The sequence below is a fragment of the Citrobacter sp. wls829 genome, assembly GCF_005280825.1.
In the GTDB taxonomy this organism is placed as follows: domain Bacteria; phylum Pseudomonadota; class Gammaproteobacteria; order Enterobacterales; family Enterobacteriaceae; genus Citrobacter; species Citrobacter gillenii.
Window position 1 is genome coordinate 39,715 of the sequence record NZ_SZWP01000055.1, and the last position, 17,079, is coordinate 56,793.

At 54.6% G+C, this 17,079-nt stretch carries 15 protein-coding genes and 1 tRNA gene; 5 read left to right on the top strand and 11 right to left on the bottom strand.

All coding sequences use genetic code 11. The annotated features are described in order from the left end of the window. Positions 1-78 precede the first annotated feature (78 nt). The 10 genes from dppF to FDW88_RS09955 all read right to left on the bottom strand — a co-directional run bounded on the left by dppF (position 79) and on the right by FDW88_RS09955 (position 10,826). A complete protein-coding gene (gene dppF, locus FDW88_RS09910; RefSeq protein ID WP_115257215.1) occupies positions 79-1,083 on the bottom strand; it encodes a dipeptide ABC transporter ATP-binding subunit DppF in 1,005 nt (334 codons plus the stop codon). After that, positions 1,080-2,063, bottom strand: coding sequence for a dipeptide ABC transporter ATP-binding protein (dppD, locus tag FDW88_RS09915; protein WP_096759164.1), 984 nt, complete (start codon positions 2,061-2,063; stop codon positions 1,080-1,082). The genes dppF and dppD overlap by 4 nt, the downstream gene beginning before the upstream one ends. A 10-nt stretch (positions 2,064-2,073) precedes the next feature. Next, complete coding sequence (gene dppC / locus FDW88_RS09920) at positions 2,074-2,976, bottom strand: dipeptide ABC transporter permease DppC (RefSeq protein ID WP_115257214.1); 903 nt, start codon at positions 2,974-2,976, stop codon at positions 2,074-2,076. Positions 2,977-2,985: 9 nt separating this feature from the next. Beyond that, the gene (dppB, locus tag FDW88_RS09925; protein ID WP_096759162.1) at positions 2,986-4,005 is read right to left on the bottom strand and encodes a dipeptide ABC transporter permease DppB; all 1,020 of its coding nucleotides are present in this window, start codon (positions 4,003-4,005) and stop codon (positions 2,986-2,988) included. A gap of 193 nt (positions 4,006-4,198) precedes the next feature. Continuing rightward, on the bottom strand, positions 4,199-5,806 hold the full coding sequence (gene dppA / locus FDW88_RS09930; protein ID WP_115257213.1) for a dipeptide ABC transporter periplasmic-binding protein DppA: 1,608 nt from the start codon (positions 5,804-5,806) through the stop codon (positions 4,199-4,201). Next, complete coding sequence (locus tag FDW88_RS22450; RefSeq protein ID WP_162604169.1) at positions 5,721-5,957, bottom strand: hypothetical protein; 237 nt, start codon at positions 5,955-5,957, stop codon at positions 5,721-5,723. Before FDW88_RS22450 ends, dppA begins: the two co-directional genes overlap by 86 nt. A gap of 643 nt (positions 5,958-6,600) precedes the next feature. Next, positions 6,601-6,677 (bottom strand) — tRNA-Pro (locus FDW88_RS09940). 90 nt (positions 6,678-6,767) lie between these two features. Continuing rightward, on the bottom strand, positions 6,768-8,459 hold the full coding sequence (gene eptB / locus FDW88_RS09945; RefSeq protein WP_117342512.1) for a kdo(2)-lipid A phosphoethanolamine 7''-transferase: 1,692 nt from the start codon (positions 8,457-8,459) through the stop codon (positions 6,768-6,770). Between the two features lie 208 nt (positions 8,460-8,667). Next, a complete protein-coding gene (locus FDW88_RS09950) occupies positions 8,668-9,870 on the bottom strand; it encodes an MFS transporter (protein WP_096759157.1) in 1,203 nt (400 codons plus the stop codon). Positions 9,871-10,121: 251 nt separating this feature from the next. Then, positions 10,122-10,826 carry an autotransporter outer membrane beta-barrel domain-containing protein gene (locus FDW88_RS09955; protein WP_137362482.1) on the bottom strand — a complete coding sequence of 235 codons (705 nt, stop codon included), beginning with the start codon at positions 10,824-10,826 and terminating at the stop codon, positions 10,122-10,124. A 159-nt stretch (positions 10,827-10,985) separates the two neighbouring features. On the opposite strand from FDW88_RS09955, the gene tag reads away from it, so the two are divergent. Both tag and FDW88_RS09965 read left to right on the top strand, forming a co-directional pair. After that, positions 10,986-11,567 carry a DNA-3-methyladenine glycosylase I gene (gene tag, locus FDW88_RS09960; RefSeq protein WP_137362483.1) on the top strand — a complete coding sequence of 194 codons (582 nt, stop codon included), beginning with the start codon at positions 10,986-10,988 and terminating at the stop codon, positions 11,565-11,567. Next, a complete protein-coding gene (locus FDW88_RS09965; protein ID WP_096759154.1) occupies positions 11,545-11,985 on the top strand; it encodes an N-acetyltransferase in 441 nt (146 codons plus the stop codon). The genes tag and FDW88_RS09965 overlap by 23 nt, the downstream gene beginning before the upstream one ends. Here FDW88_RS09965 and FDW88_RS09970 read toward each other — a convergent pair. Then, positions 11,954-14,287 carry a molybdopterin guanine dinucleotide-containing S/N-oxide reductase gene (locus FDW88_RS09970; RefSeq protein WP_137362484.1) on the bottom strand — a complete coding sequence of 778 codons (2,334 nt, stop codon included), beginning with the start codon at positions 14,285-14,287 and terminating at the stop codon, positions 11,954-11,956. The two genes, FDW88_RS09965 and FDW88_RS09970, sit on opposite strands and share 32 nt — an antisense overlap. A gap of 160 nt (positions 14,288-14,447) precedes the next feature. Here FDW88_RS09970 and FDW88_RS09975 point away from each other — a divergent pair, with 160 nt between their 5' ends. The 3 genes from FDW88_RS09975 (at position 14,448) to FDW88_RS09985 (ending at position 17,078) form a co-directional block, all read left to right on the top strand. Continuing rightward, a complete protein-coding gene (locus tag FDW88_RS09975) occupies positions 14,448-15,110 on the top strand; it encodes an OmpA family lipoprotein (RefSeq protein WP_045448680.1) in 663 nt (220 codons plus the stop codon). Between the two features lie 101 nt (positions 15,111-15,211). Further along, complete coding sequence (locus FDW88_RS09980; RefSeq protein WP_135911245.1) at positions 15,212-16,228, top strand: LacI family DNA-binding transcriptional regulator; 1,017 nt, start codon at positions 15,212-15,214, stop codon at positions 16,226-16,228. 100 nt (positions 16,229-16,328) lie between these two features. Further along, positions 16,329-17,078 carry a sugar phosphate isomerase/epimerase gene (locus FDW88_RS09985; protein ID WP_137362485.1) on the top strand — a complete coding sequence of 250 codons (750 nt, stop codon included), beginning with the start codon at positions 16,329-16,331 and terminating at the stop codon, positions 17,076-17,078. The last annotated feature ends 1 nt before the right edge of the window (position 17,079 follow it).

Genomic DNA, 17,079 nt, shown 5'->3' on the forward strand with positions numbered 1-17,079 from the left:
GACTCACATTGTGGAAGTAAAAACGAAATATAAAAAAACCGGAGCACAAGGCTCCGGTTATTGGGTCATAACCCACGCTTATTGCTGCGGATTCTCATCCTGGTCTACGGCAAAGCACGCCACCAGCTGACCGCCGTAATCTTTAAGCTGCGGCTGTAGCTGGGTACAAGGACCAAAACGACGGCGGCAGCGGGCGTTGAACGCGCAGCCCGGCGGTGGATTCAGCGGGCTTGGCAGCTCGCCGGTCAGCTTGATGCGCTCACGACGGTCGTCCGGGTTCAGACGCGGCGTCGCAGAGAGCAGCGCCTGGGTGTACGGATGGCGCGGATTGTTGAAGATCTGATCTTTGGTCCCTTTCTCCACGCAGCGACCTAAATACATCACCATCACTTCATCGGCAATATGTTCCACTACCGACAGGTCGTGGGAGATAAAGACATAGGACAGCCCCAGATCCTGCTGCAGATCCATCATCAGGTTCAGCACCTGCGCACGCACGGAAACGTCCAGCGCGGAGACCGGTTCGTCGGCAATCACCACGTCCGGGTCAAGCATCAGACCGCGGGCGATGGCAATACGCTGACGCTGACCACCGGAGAACATGTGCGGATAGCGGTCGTAGTGCTCGGTTTTCAGGCCCACTTTCGCCATCATCTCCAGCGCTTTTTCACGACGCTGCTCTTTGCTGAGCGAGGAGTTGATCTGCAGCGGCTCCTCCAGAATCTGCCCCACTTTCTTACGCGGGTTCAGCGAGCCATACGGGTTCTGGAACACAATCTGGATTTTCTGCCGACGCAGCTTCTGCGCCTGCGGGTCATGCTTGAGCAGATCCTGCCCCTGGTAATACAGCTCTCCGCCGGTCGGAACTTCAATCATCGTCAGCAGGCGACCCAGCGTTGATTTCCCGCAGCCCGACTCGCCAACCACCGCCAGCGTTTTGCCACGCTCTAAGGTAAATGACACGCCGTCCAGCGCTTTAACCAGGCGCTCCGGGGCGAACATCCCCTTCTTCACCGGATAGTGTTTTTTCAGGTCAATTGCCTGCAACAATGGCTGTTGCGAGGTGGCCTCGTGCGTACTCATAGTGTGGGCCTCCCGGCATCATCGAGTGGGTAGTGGCATTTCGACTGGCGACCTTCGCCCAGTATGTTCAGCTCCGGCTCTACGCTACGGCATTTGTCCGTGGCATACGGACAGCGCGGGTTCAACAGACAACCGTTCGGGCGGTCGTATTTACCCGGCACCACGCCCGGCAACGAGGCCAGACGCGCTTTATCCTGCGCAAACTCCGGCAACGCACGCAGCAATGCCTGGGTATACGGATGGCGGGGCGCGCGGAAAATATCGTGTGCAGCCCCGGTTTCCACCACCTGACCGGCATACATAACGATGATTTTGTGTGCCGCTTCTGCCACCAGCGCCAGGTCATGAGTAATCAATACCAGCGCCATATTTTCTTTCTGCTGAAGCTCCAGCAGCAGTTCGATGATCTGGGCCTGAATAGTCACGTCCAGCGCGGTTGTCGGTTCATCGGCAATCAGCAGTTTCGGACGACAGGCAATCGCCATGGCGATCATCACGCGCTGACTCATGCCTCCAGACAACTGGTGCGGATACACATCAAGACGTGAAGCCGGGTCAGGAATGCCCACCAGCGTCAGCAGGTCAATCGCCCGCTGAATACGGGTTTTCTTGTTGCCACCCTGATGCACCTTAATGGCTTCCATAATCTGGTAGCCGACGGTGTAGCACGGGTTGAGGCTGGTCATTGGGTCCTGGAAAATCATCGCCACTTCAGCACCCACCAGCTGGCGACGCTCTTTTTCAGAGATGCGTTTCAGGTCGCGGCCGTTAAACTCAAGGCTTTCCGCCATCACGCGGCCGGGGTAGTCAATCAGCCCCATAATCGCCAGTGAACTGACGGACTTACCGGAGCCGGATTCCCCGACAATCCCCACCACTTCGCCCTGGTTCACACTGTAGCTGATGCGGTCTACGGCACGGAATTCGGCGCCAACGTCGCCGAAATGTACAGATAATTTGTCTACATTTAATAACGCCATCTCGAACCTCTTACTGCTTCAGTTTGGGATCGAGCGCGTCACGCAGACCGTCACCCATCAGGTTAAATGCCAGCACCGTCAGCAGGATCGCCAGACCCGGGAAGGTCACGACCCACCAGGCACTTTGCGCGAACTGCAACACGTCGGAGAGCATAGTGCCCCATTCCGGTGTTGGCGGCTGCGCGCCCATGCCCAGGAAGCCAAGCGCGGCCATATCGAGAATGGCGTTAGAGAAGCCGAGCGACGCCTGAACAATCAGCGGCGCAAGACAGTTAGGAAGAATATTGACGAACATCTGGCGCATCGCACCGGCACCCGCCACGCGAGAGGCGGTGACGTAGTCGCGGTTCACTTCCACCAGCACGGCGGCACGTGTCAGACGCACATAGTGCGGCAGCGCCACGAACGTCAGTGCCAGCGCCGCATTACCTATCGATGGGCCAAATACCGCCACCAGCACCAAAGCCAGCAACAGGCTCGGCAGTGCCAGCATGATATCGACCACTCGCATGATGACGTTATCAACGATGCCGCCGAAATAACCGGCCACCAGCCCGAGAATCACGCCCATCAGCAGCGAGAGCACCACCACCAGACAGCCGACCAGCAGCGACAGGCGTGCACCGTACATCAAGCGCGACAGCACATCGCGCCCTACGTCGTCAGTACCAAACAGATGCGCCCACGAGCCGCCTTCCTGCCACGCAGGAGGTGCCAGCAGCGTATCTCGAAACTGTTCCGCCGGATTATAGGGCGCAATCCAGTTGGCGAAAATTGCAATAAACAGCACGATGACCACATAAACGAGGCCAACGACCGCACCTTTGTTGCGTTTAAAATAGTGCCAGAACTCCTGCAACGGGGTCATCGGCACCGGTGCAGCAATAACTTTATTTTCAGTAACCTGTGACATGATGGCCCCTTACTTCTTATGCCGAATACGCGGGTTCACCACGCCGTACAGCAGGTCTACCAGCAGGTTGACGAGAATAATCATCGTCGCTACCAGTAATACACCGCCCTGCACTACCGGATAATCACGGCGTTGCAGCGCATCAATCAGCCAGCGCCCCAGACCCGGCCACGAGAAAATGGTTTCGGTCAGAATAGCCCCAGCCAGCAGCGTACCGACCTGCAGACCGATAACGGTCACCACGGGCAGCATGGCGTTGCGCAGAGCATGAATGACGATCACGCGCATCCGCGTCAGCCCCTTGGCGCGCGCGGTACGAATGTAATCTTCGCCCAGCACTTCCAGCATTGACGAACGGGTCATACGCACGATAACGGCCAGAGGAATGGTGCCCAGCACCATCGCAGGCAGGATCATATGCGCCACGGCATCAATGAAGTTACCCTCTTCACCCCAGATGGCGGTGTCGATCAGCATAAACCCGGTCAGCGGGTTGGAGTCATCAAGGAACACCATGTCGCTCACCCGCCCGGAAACCGGCGTCAGGTTCCACTGCACGGAAACCAGCATGATCAGCATCATGCCCCACCAAAAGATAGGCATGGAGTAACCGGTCAGTGCCAGACCCACAGCGGTGTGATCAAAAATGGAACCACGCTTAACCGCGGCGAGTACACCAACGGGAATGCCTACCGCGGTGGCAAACATCATGGCGCAGACACCGAGTTCCAGCGTCGCTTTAAAGCGCGGCACGAACTCTTCCCACACCGGCAAGCGGCTTTTTAACGAAATGCCTAAGTCACCATGCATAACCCCCCAAATGTAATGGAGGTACTGCTGCCACATCGGTTTATCCAGACCGAGTTCAGCCAGCAGTTGAGCATGACGCTCAGGGGAGATCCCACGCTCACCCGCCATGATCATTACCGGATCGCCGGGGATCATATGGACGAAGGCAAAAGTGAGAAGAGTGATACCGATAAACGTAGGGATGACGAGTCCCAAACGTCGGAGAATGAACTGCAACATAACCCGGATTCTCTCTAATGACGCACGGCCTGGAACCGTGAATCTGTATTGCTCACAAATCTTATCCCACGCATAAACAACTGTGGGTAAAGCACTACGCCGGATGGCGCTACGCTTATCCGGCCTACTCTCGTAGGCCTGCGCAAGCGTAGCGCCGCCAGGCATGGGGTGCATGAACACCCCTGAGTTTTAATTATTCGATAGAGACGTTTTCGAAGTGGTGTTTGCCTAATGGATCAACCACATAGCCTTTGACTTCTTTACGCACTGGCTCATACACGGTGGAGTGAGCAATGATCAGCGCAGGCGCCTGGTCATGCATCACTACCTGAGCTTGTTTGTAGAGTTCAACACGCTTGTTGTGGTCGTCGGTCGCGCGGGCTGGTTGAATCAGATCTTCAAACGGCTTGTAGCACCAGCGAGAGTAGTTGGAGCCGTCTTTCGCTGCCGCACAGCTGAACAGGGTGGCGAAGAAGTTATCCGGATCCCCATTGTCCCCGGTCCAGCCCATCATCACCGCCTGGTGCTCACCAGACTTGGCACGCTTGAGGTACTCGCCCCACTCGTAGGTGACGATTTTGGCCTGGACGCCAATTTTCGCCCAGTCCGCCTGGATCATTTCAGCCATACGGCGTGCGTTCGGGTTGTACGGACGCTGTACCGGCATCGCCCACAGTTCAACGGTGAAGCCTTTATCCTGGCCCGCTTCTTTCAGCAGCGCTTTGGCTTTTTCCGGATCGTAGCTGTAGTCTTTAACGTCGTCGTTATAGCCCCACATGGTTGGCGGGATCAGGTTCTTGGCTGCAACGCCTGCGCCCTGATATACCGCTTTGATGATCGCTTCTTTGTTCACCGCGTAGGTCAGCGCCTGACGCACTTTCACGTCATCAAACGGTTTTTTCTCGGTGTTGAAAGACAGGTAACCCACGTTCAGGCCCGCCTGCTCCAGCAGGTTGAGGTTTTTATCCTGCTTCATGCGCGCGATATCAGCCGGGTTCGGGTACGGCATCACCTGGCACTCATTCTTCTGCAGCTTGGCGTAACGCACGGATGCGTCAGGGGTGATGGAGAAGACCAGACGATCGATCTTCGGCTTGGTGCCCCAGTAACCTTCGAACGCTTTATACAGAATGCGCGAGTCTTTCTGGTACTGCTGCATCTGGAACGGACCGGTACCGATTGGGTTCAGATCCACTTTCTCCGGGGAGCCGGCTTTCAGCATGTTGTCGGCATATTCTTTGGAAAGAATAGACGCGAAGTCCATCGCCAGATCTGCCAGGAACGGTGCTTCCGGGCGGGTCAGTACGAACTGGACTGTGTTATCGTCGACTTTCTTCACTTCACTGATCAGATCCGGCAAGCCCATCCCTTCGAAGTACTCATAGCTACCACCAGAGACTTTATGGTACGGGTTCTGGGCGTTTTTCTGGCGGTCAAAAGAGAACACCACGTCATCAGCGTTGAAGGTACGCGTCGGTTTAAATTCTTTATTGTCCTGCCACTTCACGCCCTGACGCAGGTGGAAGGTATAGGTTTTACCGTCTTCGCTGATTTCCCACTTCTCAGCCAAGCCCGGGATCACTTCAGTCGTACCGGTTTTGAACTCAACCAGGCGGTTATAGATCGGTACTGAGCTGGCATCATAGGTTGTGCCAGAAGTGAAAAGCTGTGGGTTAAAGCCTTCAGGAGATCCTTCTGAACAATAAACCAGAGTTTTAGCCTGTACGCTTGCTGCGACGGTCATAGCCACCAGGCTCAGACCAAGCTTCAGCATCCCTGACTTCTTCAAGGAAATACTCATTCTTCTGCTCCAAATGTGATGTTTGTTGTTTTACCCTTTGCAGTGGGTTTGCACCGCCTGGCCTTTTTTGTTTTTTACCCGGCCGGGTCGGCGTTAAGAGGATGGGGATTCCGTTCACATAAGCGACTGAGTTGCAGTGCGGATTCTCCATGAAATGCCCCTCATGCCCTACAATCTGTCAACAGAATGTGAAAACGTCAATACAGGTAACCGTGATTTACGCCAACGGTGAGAATTCGCAAACAAAGATTAAAAAAAGTGCAGAGGGGCATTTTCAGCAGGGAAATTTGTGCTACGCGGCCTATACCAGAATAAATATCTTCATATTTAGCAACGTTTAGTGATTAACATTTATGCAAAATGTGAAAAATTTCTTAATGAATGCTGCATATCTGAGCGATTAATACCATGAACGTTAAAGCGCACAGCGGAAAATGCTAGGTTCAGCCATAAGTAACGCAAAAAAAGATTCAAGCAAATATAAAAAAAGACAATGGAATATGTCACAGAATCGTTAACAGACAGTGGGAAGTGGTACACAATTTTTGCAGGCGAAATGAAGATGAAACGGGGAAGCAGCCCGTAGGCCGGATAAGGCGTCTGCGCCGCCATCCGGCGATGCAGACTCCCACGCGCTTTAATTGCCTGATGGCGCTGCGCTTATCAGGCCTACAAATCCTCTCGGCTTCAAATGTCTCTCGCTACCGCTCGAGTCGAACCTCTTGCCCCCGGAGGTTCTCATCCTCTCGGCTTCAAATGCAAAAAGCCCTGCTCGTTGAGCAGGGCTTTGAATTTGGTCGGTGATAGAGGATTCGAACCTCCGACCCCTTCGTCCCGAACGAAGTGCGCTACCAGGCTGCGCCAATCACCGAATGCGGGCGCATCTTACTGCTCAGGTGCGCGCCCGTCAATCCCTTCGTGTCAAAATGCCATTCGATCGGCGAGAAAGTCAGCAGGCCGGTTACTGCGCCGCGACTTTCTGCCCGCCCGGAACGTTGCACCAGTTATTGTTCTCATTTATACCGCCGTTTGGCGAGGTATAACCGAGACAACCCAAAATGGTGTCATACAGTTCCACATGACGGCGCGGGACCTTCATATCCGCCTCTTGCTTCAGGTGAGCAAACGCCTTCGCATGATCGGGGTCTTCCAGATACTTATCCGACATCCACACCATCATCGGCACGCGGAACTGCTCTGGCGGCGCCATTTTACGCGGCGTACCGTGCAGGTGCTCACGTTCGTTAATAGACTCACCGTGATCGGCGGCATAGAACACTATCGCTTTCTTATCGCGCAGTTGATCAAACACTTTGGTAATAAAGTGATCGACATAGGTCACCGAATTGTCGAAAGAGTTAATCATCTGTTCTTTCGAACAGCCGCTATCGACATCCACACACTCAGGCTTCCACTGTGCATACTCGCGAGTGTAGCGCTGCGTGTAGTTAAAGTGTGAACCTTTGGTATGCAGAATAATCAGGCGCTTACCGCTGTCATTCTGCTTTAAGGATTGCTGCATTTCGGTAATCAGCAGCATATCGTCAACCGTTTTGCCACGGTTACGCGGCTCTGCGCCAATTTGTTCACGATAGGCGATGTTTTCCGCCATGGTATTACTGTAGAACCACATCTCGCTTTGCATCGCGTAAAGGTCTGTTTTAAACCCTAACTGACCGAGTACGGAAAAAACGTTTTGTTCTTTCAGCGTCCGCTGTGGGTTTTCTTCCGCACCACCTTGACGTACAAACATGCAGCGCAGCGACAACTTGGTCGCGGTATCACATGAATACCCACGGAATGCCGCCAGGTTTTTCTCCTGAGCCAGCCTTGGTGTGGTATTTCGCTCGTAGCCAAAAATCCCCATATGATCCCAGCGCGTGGTCTCACCAATAATAAACACCACGTAGGTGTCATCGAGATTCTTGGGGGCAACATAAGTGAATTTTTTCGCCGGGTTCATCAGCGATTTGTTGTCTGAGGACTCATCAACCTGCGCCCAGGCATACAGCCCTAACGCGGAGAGCCAGTTTGACGGCAGATAGGAGTTTGCCACGACGCCGCCGTAGCTGGGTAAATCGATGCCGGTTTCACGCTCGACGGATCTCTGCTGCATGCTGAGCAGACGAATCGGCGCCCATACCATGATCCCCGCCAGCAAAACGACCGCCACATTGCGAAATCTCATACCTGGCGTGCGCAGCTGTTTTATCAGGGTGTAGCGACAGCGGTTATTCCAGATTAAGAGCAACGGCAAAATACTGACCGAAACCAGCCACGCAATAAAATGCCAGCCCACAACTTCCTTCGATAAATCAATATCGGTGGTCATAACCGAGGCAATAATGCCGTAACCGATCACCACGTTCAGGAAGGTCATATAATAGCTGGCACCTGCGGAACACAGCACCACAAAGGTCGCCAGTACACGCCAGGCGCGTCGGCCAAATAAAGAGAGAAGACGAAGTAAAAAGAAGGTTGCCAGCACCGCGCCGGCTAATTCAACAACCGCAGAGATTCCTTTCCAGACGGTGAACTCGTACGCATATCCGCTAAAACGACGGTAAAATACAGCGGAGTTCATAAACAGACCGATATAGATTGCCAGCAAGAGACTGAGCTTCTGCTGCGTCATCGACTTAATATATCTCATCAATAAAACCTGGAAAACGGGATAAAAAACCCTACTTACAGTCAGTTAGACCGGGCAGGTGAAAGATGCGACAACGGCAGAGTTTGAAATGTCTACGGGCGCGAGTAAGTAGACCACAGGTAAACGCAAAAGTGCTTATAGAGAATGAAAATGGCGCATATATTTTTGTAAATATATGCGCCAGGTATTAATGACACCACTAATAGAATCAGGCGTGCGCCTCGGTAAATACGCTACGCTGAGGCTGACGAATGGTGGTAGACAGCGCCAGCGAGATGATTAACAGCGCGAAGATGACACAGAAGGTCACGTAAAAACCGCCAAACAGGGAAGCGATGATGGACCCACAGATGCTGCCAATCCCGAAGCCCAGATAGATAACCCCATAGTTTTTAGCCAGATTATTCAGGCCAAAGAACTCACTGACCAAGGACGGGAATACGGTAATCGTACCGCCAAAGTTAAAGGCAACGCAGGCAATCGCCGCGAAGAAGGTCGCTTCGTTCAGCGGTGCGAATAACAGCGCCGCCATACCGACCAGCGAAACAACCTGACCAATGGTGATAACGCGAATACGGGAAATCTTGTCGGACAGGATGCCCAGCACCAGACGGCCTGACAGGTTAGCGATGGAAATCACCGTCACCGCATTGGCCGCTGTCGCCACATCCATATGCGCCAGAGTTTGTGCAATATCTTTTGCCACACCAATGACATACAGCCCACTCATACACGCGGTCAGGAACATCACTGCCAGCATCCAGTACTGTGGTTTGCGCATCGATTGCGCCAGAGTGTAGTCGTTCTCGACCACGCCATTCACCGTTTTTACTTCCTGATTTGGTGCATCTTTCATCAACGTAGAGCCAAAGACGATCATCACCAGCACAATGGCACCCCAGATAACAAAGGTTTTCTCCAGCCCGACGGTTTCCAGCAGATGAGTGTCGATAAACTTGAAACCCAGGCTGCCGAGGCCATAAGAGCCGATAGCAAAGGCGGAAATCAGCCCTTTACGCTCAGGGAACCATTTTACGCAGTTGGACAGCGTTAACAGGTAGCCCGCACCATCCGCCAGGCCCACCAGTACACCCGCACTCAGCCACAGCATAATCAGGCTGTCAGAGTGTGCGGTTAAGAAGAAGCCCACGCCCAGCAGGATACCGGATGCCATGGTGACGCGTTTCACGCCAAAACGTTCCTGAAGTTTCCCGGCGACAGAAGAAGAAATCGCCAGGCCCAGGCTTAACAGGCCAAAGGAGAAAGCCACCTGGCTGACCGGCGCATCCAGCTTTGAAGAAAGCGCGCCATTGAACAGGCTCCAGGTGTAAACCGAACCTAAGGCAAATTGGGTAATGATGGTGCCGATCAGGGTCAGCCACCGGGTACGCTGATAATCAGAAGTTTTCATGGCAGTATTCCTGCATAAGCAAAATGGGAAATTCTCTGCCAACAACCATACCGAAGTGCATTTATGACGAGGGGAAAACGGCATGAAGTGCCATCAGAACGGAATGAAATGCCTGGATTGCGGAATGAATGACGAGACAAAAAGTGAGAGGACCGGATTTTTTCACACAAGTGAGTACCCGCTATCACTGAGACGCGTGTGATTATTGATTCTAATTTGTAACGGAGTTGTTTTATTTACGCATGTTCGCGTTAAAATTTAGCGCTTACTCCCATGGTGTACATATAGTCACTGTTATTGGTGCTATTTTCCGCCTGAGAGAGCGCAGCATAGGCCGCCATATGCGGATTGAGCAGCATATCAGCCCCCACGGTAACATCCAGCCAGTTGCCGTCCTGACTCGCCGCAGACATCCGGCTTAGGCCCGATTGCGCCTTCCAGATATTCTCGCCAAACTGCTGGTTATAGCTGATTTGCGCCCACGGACGCACATCGCCAAACTGCGAATTAACCCGCCAGCCTAAGGTGCTGACGCTGGCATGCCATAACGGATCGGTCTGCGTGACGGACGTCGCACTGTCGCCAAACTCGTTATAGGTGGACGTTGCCGAACCGTCATAATGTAGGGCTGCGATCGGGCCGGTCGTCACTTGTCTGGACACGGGGAAATTCCAGCCCATACTCATACCGCTGGTCGTATCCAGCGTCGTTTGGTCCGCCAGGTTCACCACCGGACCCGCCACGCTCTTCGTGGAACGAATGCGTTCTTCAAGTATGTCGTTATAGCGTGGTTGGTGATCGCTGTCCCATGTATAACGTTCAGCCGTATGACCTGACATAGCATCAACGATATATTCTTGTTGCCAGCCATAGGCCGTATGGGTAGACAGCGCACAGACCACGACGCTCACCAGAAGGTTGAACCTCTGGCGACCACTACTGTTTCTTATAATCATCAACGCGACTCCAGAAAAGAGCCGAATTCGGCGATATTATTGTCATTGTGTGAAGGATATCGGGCACATTAGGCCCTGTATTAAATATTGTCTTTTTAGCGGGCGCGTCAAGGCGAGCCGAATGAAATTTTTACGCCAGTAAAAACAGCGAGGAAGAATATGCAGCGTTGCGGCTGGGTCAGTCAGGATCCACTATACATTGCCTATCACGACAAGGAGTGGGGTGTCCCCGAAACCGACGGTCAAAAGCTGTTCGAGATGATCTGTCTGGAGGGGCAGCAGGCGGGGTTATCGTGGATAACCGTCCTGAAGAAACGGGAAAACTATCGTCATGCTTTCCACCATTTCGATCCTGTCGCCGTTGCCGCGATGACCGAAGATGATGTCGAAAGGCTGGTGCTGGATGCCGGTATTATTCGTCATCGAGGGAAAATTCAGGCCATTATCGGCAACGCACGCGCCTACCTGGCGATGGCGAAAAACGGCGAACCGTTTAGCGAGTTTGTCTGGTCGTTCGTTGATCATCAACCGCAGCTGACGCGCGCCGCCAGCCTGAGCGACATCCCCACCTCAACCCCTGCGTCTGACGCGCTCTCAAAAGCGTTAAAAAAGCGCGGCTTTAAGTTTGTCGGCACCACCATCTGTTACTCCTTTATGCAGGCATGCGGGCTGGTCAACGACCATGTCACCGGCTGTATTTGCTACCCGGAGGGTCAACATGATTCGCCAATCAACGCCTGACGATCTGGCGCCGATTCTGGCGCTGTGGATGGATAGCACGATTTATGCTCATCCGTTTATTGAAGAACGCTACTGGCGTGAGAGTGAACCCATCGTACGCGATGTCTACCTGCCCGCAGCACAAACCTGGGTATGGGAGGAAAGCGGCCAGCTCAAAGGCTTTGCCAGCGTGATGGAAGCGCGCTTTTTGGGCGCACTGTTTGTTGAACCTACCGCCATCAGAAGCGGGATCGGCAAAGCGCTGGTGCAGCATGTCCAGCAGCGCTTTTCGTTACTCAGCCTTGAGGTTTATCAGAAGAACCAGTCGGCGGTGAATTTCTACCATGCGCTGGGTTTTCGTATTGAAGACAGCGCATGGCAGGAAGAGACGCATCACCCCACGTGGATTATGAACTGGCAGGCGGATCAAACGCCGTAAGCGCCAGTGCGGGCCCGGTGTACTTTTCCAGCCACGCCAGCGCGGTGTTGCCCGCGCAGCCATTCCCCAGCTTCGAGCTGGGGAGATCGCAGGTCAGCACATTCACCGCGCCATTCTTACAAATACCCCCTGCGGACAGGTCCAAATCTGGCCAGGCGCCCTCGTGAATACAAATCACGCCCGCTTTGATGCCTGTCGTCACCACCGCCCCGGCCAGAATTTGCCCGCGATGATTCCACACCCTGACCGTGTCGCCATCGGCAATCCCCCGCGCCCTCGCATCCTGCGGGTGAATGGTCACCGGCTCGCGATCCGCCACCGCGTACTGCTCGCGTAACGTGCTGTAATTCAACTGGCTGTGCAAACGGTGCGCCGGATGGGCCGACAGCACCTGTAATTGCTCGGGCTCAGCATTACCGAACCATTCATCCGGCGCCAGCCACATCGGGTGCCCTGCACAATCCGCGTAGCCGTAACTTGCAATCTTCTGCGAGTAGATTTCGATTTTGCCGCTGTCAGTTTTCAGCGGATGCGCCTGCGGGTCACGGCGAAAATCAGCAAAGCGAATAAACTGCGCGTTGACGGCACTTTCCGGCATTTCGATAAGCCTGTTGGCCTGCCAGAACTCGGCAAAGGGCGGCAACGTCACCTGCTGGCTGGCCCCGCGCTGCCCGGCAATCTTGTAAAAGGTCTCCAGCCATTCCAGCTCGCTTTTGCCTTCCGTAAACCGTTCATACCCGCCCTGCTCCCAGCGCTCGCTGAGTTCAGCAAAGACATCAAAATCATTACGCGCCTCATCGCGTGCCGGCACAACCTGCTTCATCGGTACCAGATGCTGGTTACTGTAATCACCGGTCATGGTGAGGTCGTTGCGCTCAAAAGAGGTGGTGGCGGGCAAAACGATATCGGCATGCTTCGCCGCCGCAGTCCAGAAACACTCGGAGATCACCACCAGCTCTGGCTTTTGCCAGGCGCGAATCAGACGATTGGTATCCTGATGATGGGTGAAGTTTGCCCCGCCCGCCCACCAGAGAAAACGGATGTCCGGGAAATGGCGGTCCATACCGTTGTGTTGGTAGAACCCTCCGGGGTTCTCCAGAGCCTCAACGATGCGCGCAACCGGGATTTTATCCACCGCATCGGTGCCACCTTTTACGCTCCCCTGCATGGAGGCGAGCACCGCCGCGCGACGCGTCGGATTGCCGCCGTTAGCAAAATGATAAGAGAGACCAAAACCACCGCCAGGCGTGCCAATTTGCCCAAGCATGGCGGCCAACGTGACGATCATCCAGTGCTTTTGTTCACCATACTGCTGACGTTGCATACCCCACCCGGCCATCAGCATGGTGGTATTTTGGTGAAATATTTCTGCCAGTTCACGTATTTTCGCCGCAGGTACACCACAAATCTCCGCAGCCCACTCTGCCGTTTTGGCGACATCATCGGATTTCCCCACAAGATAGTCGGCAAATCGTTCATAACCGGTGGTACAGCGGGCAAGAAACGCCTCGTCCTGCCAGCCGTTTTCCACCAGCGTATGGGCAATGCCGAGCATCAGGGCGACATCGGTACCCATATGCGGGGCGACCCACTCCATTTTGTCACCAAAGAAATCCACGCTCTCCGATCGCATCGGATCAATGCAGATCAGGCGTTTACCGCTGTTGCGTAACGCCTCAAAGTACGCGAGCCCCTGCTCATCAGAGGCGTTCCAGGCAATCTTCAGGGTGTTGAGCGGATTCGCGCTCCAAAGCACCACCACGTCGCTGTGCTCCAGTACGACGGGCCAACTGGTCTGCTGCTGATAGACTTCGTTCCCGCCCACGACGTACGGCATGATGGCCTGCGCCGCCCCCGTTGAGTAATCCCCCAAATGGCCGGTATAACCACCCGCCAGCGCCATATACCGCTGCAGCAGGGTCGCGGCCTTGTGTAACACACCGTTCGAACGCCAACCGTACGAACCGGCAAAAATGGAGGACGGACCGTAACTGTCGCGAATGCGCTTATGCTGGGTATGGATCAGATTCAGCGCCTCATCCCAGCTGACACGGACAAACTCATCCTGCCCGCGCACACCCTGTGGGGCCTCCGGCGAGGCCAGAAAGCCTTTACGCACCATCGGAAAACGCACCCGCGTTTTGCTGTGTACCTGATCGCGCACCACGGTCTGCAACGAATTGGGCTGTGAAGTGGGCAATGCGCCACGCGAGGAGAAAACCGTGTCGCCATCGGTTTCAACAAGAATGGGTCCCCAGTGGGCGGCGGTTAATACCGAGTAATGTGCGGGTGAATTAGCCAAGATGGCGCTCCTGAATGCGATGTGACGGCTTATTTATTATGCCGTTCAATGTTACTTACAAATTTCAGAGTCTTCCCTGGAATTTTCTTCATGTTCACACGTCATAATCAACCGCCACAGTCGCTGTGGTAAAGAATAAAAAAGTCATTAAGGAATTAAGATGAAGAAACGTGTATTTGTGATTGCTGCCATCGTGAGCGGCGCCCTGGCGGTTTCTGGCTGCACAACAAACCCTTACACCGGTGAACGCGAAGCGGGTAAATCCGGCATGGGGGCGGGCATTGGTTCGCTGGTGGGTGCGGGCATTGGCGCGCTCTCCTCGTCGAAGAAAGATCGCGGCAAAGGCGCGTTGATTGGCGCAGCCGCAGGGGCCGCCGTGGGTGGTGGTATCGGTTACTACATGGACGTGCAGGAAGCAAAACTGCGCGAAAAAATGCAGGGAACCGGCGTGAGCGTGACGCGCAGTGGCGATAACATCATTCTGAATATGCCCAACAACGTCACCTTCGACAGCAGCAGCGCCAACCTGAAACCTGCCGGGGCCAACACCCTGACCGGCGTGGCTATGGTACTGAAAGAGTACAATAAAACCGCGGTCAACGTATTGGGCTTCACCGACAGCACCGGCAGCCAGGATCTGAACATGCGTCTGTCACAGCAGCGTGCGGACTCCGTTGCCAGCGCCCTGATCACTCAGGGTGTGGAAGCTAACCGTATCCGCACCCGTGGAATGGGCCCGGCGAATCCAATAGCCAGCAACAGCACCGCGGAAGGTAAAGCACAAAACCGCCGCGTAGAGATCACGTTGAGTCCAATTCAGTAACGTTTTGTGCCGGAGACAGGCTGCGCCTTATCCGGCATGAAGCACTTGCCATCGTTGATTTTCACGATAAGGTGTTCACACTAAATTCAGGGAAATCAGCGATGAGCAAATCAACACGTGCCACCATCAGCGATGTGGCGAAAGCCGCAAAAACGGGTAAGACCAGCATTTCACGCTACCTCAACGGTGAGAAGCATCTGCTTTCCGACGCGCTGTTGGCCCGCATTGAACACGCCATTGCCGAACTCGACTATCGCCCCAGCCTGATGGCACGAGGCCTGAAGCATGGCCGTACCCGCCTGATAGGCCTGATTATCGCCGACATTACCAACCCCTACTCCGTTAACGTGTTAAGCGGTATCGAAGCTGCCTGTCGCGAAAAAGGCTTTACCCCGCTGGTCTGTAATACCAACAACGAAGTGGACCAGGAGCTGCATTATCTCGATCTGCTGCGTAGCTATCAGGTTGAGGGGATTGTGGTGAATGCCGTCGGCATGCGCGAAGAAGGGCTGAACCGCCTGCAACAGTCTGCACTACCGATGGTGTTGATTGATCGTAAAATTCCGGATTTCGCCTGTGATATGGTCGGTCTGGATAACACCCAGGCGGCGACAGCTGCCACTGAGCACCTGATTGAACAAGGCTTCGAAGCTATTCTGTTCCTCAGCGAGCCGTTGGGGATGGTTAACACCCGACGCGAACGTCTGACTGCTTTTCGCGCCACGCTGGCGCGATATCCCGGCGTTATCGCCGAAAATGCCGAGGTTTCGCTGGCGGAAAATACGCAACTGGATGACACGCTGCGTCAGTTTCATCAGCAGCATCGCGGAATGCGTAAGGCCGTTATCTCTGCCAACGGCGCGCTCACGCTGCAGGTGGCCCGCTCGCTGAAGCGTATTGGCCTCAACTGGGGCAGCGACATCGGCCTGCTCGGTTTTGACGAACTGGAATGGGCCGAACTGGCTGGCGTCGGCATCACCACCCTGAAGCAGCCCACCTGGCAGATTGGCTATACCGCCGTCGAGCAGGTTGTACGCCGGATCGATGGTAAATCGGATGCTGTTCAGGAACAGGTTTTCTCCGGTGAGCTGATCGTTCGCGGGTCTACCGCCCGTTAAATTTCCTTCGTGATGGTGATCATAAATTCGGCATCATAGTCTTTTCTTTGGAACCGGTTCCATCTAGCGTTATAGCAAGAACGCACGATTTGGAGTTTCCATGAAAAGAAAAATTATGGTGGTCACCGCTGCTTACGGTTACGACCAGGTGCATGCAGCAGGCGGGCAAGCTGCCATGCTGCCTATTATTGCTGAAGCTGGTGCTGACGGCGTTGAAATTCGCCGCGAAATGCTGAGCGACACCGAGCTTAAAACGCTGCCAACCCTGGCATCCGCGATTGAAATCTTCGGCCTGCTGGCCTGCTACTCCGCGCCAGAACCGCTATTTCTACAAGATGGTCATCTCAATCCCCACCTGCCGGCGCTCCTTCAGGAAGCCCAAACGTTGCAGGCGTTATGGTTAAAAGTCTCTCTGGGTCATTTTTCCCATACTCAGCAATTCGACACACTGCGTGAGTGGCTCAACGACAGCGGTATGGAACTGGTGGTCGAGAACGATCAAACGCCCTGCGGACGCCTGCAGCCTATGCTGCACTTCAGGGATGCCTGCCAGAAGCAGGAGCTGCCGGTATCCCTGACCTTTGATATGGGCAACTGGCTGTGGGTCGGCGACTCCCCCGAAGACGCCGCGCAGGCGCTCGCCTCAACCGTGGGATATATCCATGTGAAGGCCGCCACTCCGCATCTCGACAGCTTCCGTGCCGTTGCGCCCGATCGGGCAGACCCGCGCTGGCTGGCACTGTTAAACACGCTGCCCACGGACGTCCCGCGCGGCATTGAATTCCCCCTGGAAGGGCACGACTTAGCGGCGGTGACCCGTCACTACGTCGAACTGCTACGCGAGGAGTAAC